The 2,906-nt window shown below is 67.7% G+C and carries 3 protein-coding genes and 1 pseudogene; 3 read left to right on the top strand and 1 reads right to left on the bottom strand.

Annotated features, from left to right (window positions below; all coding sequences use genetic code 11):
* Positions 1-390: 390 nt before the first annotated feature.
* Positions 391-1,053, bottom strand: coding sequence for a DNA-3-methyladenine glycosylase (locus tag CCN56_RS32485; RefSeq protein WP_086831463.1), 663 nt, complete (start codon positions 1,051-1,053; stop codon positions 391-393).
* A 78-nt stretch (positions 1,054-1,131) separates the two neighbouring features.
* On the opposite strand from CCN56_RS32485, the gene CCN56_RS32490 reads away from it, so the two are divergent.
* The 3 genes and pseudogenes from CCN56_RS32490 to CCN56_RS32500 all read left to right on the top strand — a co-directional run.
* The gene (locus CCN56_RS32490; protein ID WP_086831464.1) at positions 1,132-1,914 is read left to right on the top strand and encodes a sporulation protein; all 783 of its coding nucleotides are present in this window, start codon (positions 1,132-1,134) and stop codon (positions 1,912-1,914) included.
* Between the two features lie 44 nt (positions 1,915-1,958).
* Positions 1,959-2,492: a YbhB/YbcL family Raf kinase inhibitor-like protein gene (locus CCN56_RS32495; protein WP_086831465.1), complete on the top strand. Its 534-nt coding sequence runs from the start codon at positions 1,959-1,961 to the stop codon at positions 2,490-2,492.
* A gap of 170 nt (positions 2,493-2,662) precedes the next feature.
* Positions 2,663-2,906 (top strand): annotated as a pseudogene (locus tag CCN56_RS32500) (HNH endonuclease); the annotation flags it as partial.

Genomic DNA, 2,906 nt, shown 5'->3' on the forward strand with positions numbered 1-2,906 from the left:
GGACTTTTTCAAAGGAACCTCGGCCATCCGGAGATGGACGGGGTATCAACTAATCTGGCGTTGATTTTTGGCACGCTGTTGAGTTCTCAAGGTGCGGACGCTTCCTTCGTTCCCGTTTCCGGGCCCTCCGGGCGCTTCCTTCGTTTCCGACTCTATCAGATCTTTCCGATCCGATTTCCTCGGTGCTTTCCGGTCCCTTTCGCTTTCGCTCCGGGCCCTTCCGGCGTGGTCACTACTTTAGCTGATTTCCCTGGAGGCTCAAATCGAGTCAGTTCGAAAAGAATTTCGGAATGCCGAAATGAACCCCGTTGGGGTTGTCATATCTGAGTAGTGGATGGCCGCTCCGGGGTGCTTGAACAAGCAGGCCCGGTTCCAGCGGCTCGGTCCACGTTAGTCGGTCGTCCTCGACGAGTCAAGCCTTCGCTTGCGGGGTGTGTGAGGACGGTACGGGCTCACCGTCGGGTCCTCGGTGATCCAGTAGCGCCAGGGGTGCGGGGCGCCGTCGCCGCCCACGCCCGTACGGGGGCCGCTGCTGATGCGGTCCGGGGTGGGGGGCGTACCCGTGAGGAGGGCGAGCGGTCCGTCCTGGCCTGCGCAGGTGTCCGTGCCGTTCAGGGAGAGGGCGACGTCGAGGGCGGTCGCGAGGCGGGCCGGGCCCTTCGCCAGTTCGTGGTCGGAGCGGGCCGAGCGGCGGCGGGGGCGGGCCTGGTCGGCGCCCTCGATGATTTCACCCGCGCGGAGGAGGACACCGCTCGCGTGTCCCTCGGGGCCGCACACCAGGTTGAGGCAGTGCCACATGCCGTACGTGAAGTAGACGTACGCGTGGCCCGGGGGTCCGAACATGACGGCGTTGCGGGCGGTGCGGCCCCGGAAGGCGTGCGAGCCGGGGTCGATCGCGCCGGCGTACGCCTCCACCTCCGTGAGGCGCAGTTCCATCCGGCCTTCGTCCGTGTTGCGGACGAGGGTGCGGCCCAGGAGATCGGGGGCGACCTCCAGGACGGGGCGGTCGAAGAAGGACCTCGGGAGCGGCGTACGGTCGGGGCTCTCGCTCATGGCGTCCGAGCGTACTGGGGAACCGGCTACGGTCGTCGCGCGTATGTAGGGGTCAGGACCCGAGAAGGAGTGTTGGTCATGGGATTCAAGAAGCTGCTCGCGAGCCTGGGTGCCGGTGGGGCCACCGTGGAGACGGTGCTCACCGAGGAGAACGTCGTCCCGGGTGGGGTCGTCCAGGGCGAGGTGCGGATCCAGGGCGGTTCGGTCGCGCAGCAGATCGAGGGGCTGTCCGTCGGTCTGCAGGCGCGGGTCGAGGTCGAGGGCGGCGACCAGGAGTACAAGCAGGACATCGAGTTCGTGAAGGTGCGGCTCGGCGGGGCCTTCGAGGTGCAGGCCGGGGCGGTGCACGTGGTGCCGTTCGGCCTGGAGATTCCGTGGGAGACGCCGGTGACGACGATCGCCGGGCAGCAGCTGCGCGGGATGAACATCGGGGTGACGACCGAGCTGGAGATCGCGCGGGCCGTGGACTCGGGTGACCTGGACCCGATCAACGTGCACCCGCTGCCGGCGCAGCAGGCGATCCTGGACGCCTTCATCCAGCTGGGCTTCCGGTTCAAGAGCGCGGACATGGAGCGCGGGCACATCCGGGGGACGCGGCAGAAGCTGCCCTTCTACCAGGAGATCGAGTTCTTCGCGCCGCAGCAGTACCGGGGTCTGAACCAGGTCGAGGTCAGCTTCGTCGCGGACGACCATGAGATGGACGTCGTCCTGGAGATGGACAAGAAGCCGGGTCTGTTCACCGAGGGCAGCGACTCCTTCCGCGCGTTCAAGGTGGGACTGCACGACTTCCACACGACCGACTGGGCGGCTTACCTCAACCAGTGGCTCGCCGAGGTCGGCGGTCGTCGCAACTGGCTCTAGGCTCGGCTCCGTCAGCGTTGACGGACGATTCGGAGGTATTCGACGTGTCCGAGGGCAAGAGGGCGCCGCTCCCCCACGACTTCCACCCGCCGGTGGCGGCGTTCACCGTGGTGAGCGACGACGTCGCGCCGGGCGGGGTCCTGAAGGACGCTCAGGTGTACGCGGCGGGGAACACCTCTCCGCAGCTGAGCTGGGAGGGGTTCCCGGCGGAGACGAAGAGCTTCGCCGTGACCTGCTTCGACCCGGACGCCCCGACGGGCAGCGGGTTCTGGCACTGGGTGCTGTTCGACATCCCGGCGTCGGTGACGGAACTGCCGGCCGGCGCGGGGTCCGGGTCGTTCGAGGGGCTGCCGGCCGGTGCCGTGCACGCGCGGAACGACTACGGGTCGAAGGACTTCGGTGGCGCCGCCCCGCCGAAGGGGGACGGGCCGCACCGGTACGTCTTCACGGTGTACGCGGTGGATCAGGAGAAGCTCGGTCCGGACGCCGACGCCTCGCCGGCCGCGGTCGGGTTCAACCTGCGCTTCCACACCCTTGGACGTGCCCAGCTCGTGGGTGAGTACGAGGATCCCGCGTAAGGCCGATCGTTCGTCAGTTGTTTGCCCGCTTCTGGTCTTGGAGAGATCAGAAGCGGGCATCTTTTGTTGCGCAGGAAATTGCGTTGTCCGACCCGGCCGGCCCGGCCATCGTTGATCCAAGCCCGGAACCCCAAGTCGGGGTCGGGGCCGGTACACGGGAGGTGGGCAACATGCGGGACACGCTGGTACTGAACGCGAGCTTCGAGCCGCTGTCGACGGTCACACTCAACCGTGCGGTGGTGCTCGTCCTGCAGGACAAGGCCGTCGTCGAGCAGGCCCATCCCGAACTGAGGGTGCGGGGTGCCGCCGTCGATCTCCCGGTGCCGCGGGTGATCAGGCTCTGCCGGTACGTACGGGTGCCGTTCCGAAGACAGGCCCCGTGGTCGAGGAGGGGGGTGCTGGTCCGGGACCAGC

Source organism: Streptomyces sp. NRRL B-24572, from assembly GCF_002156145.1.
GTDB lineage: Bacteria > Actinomycetota > Actinomycetes > Streptomycetales > Streptomycetaceae > Streptomyces > Streptomyces vietnamensis.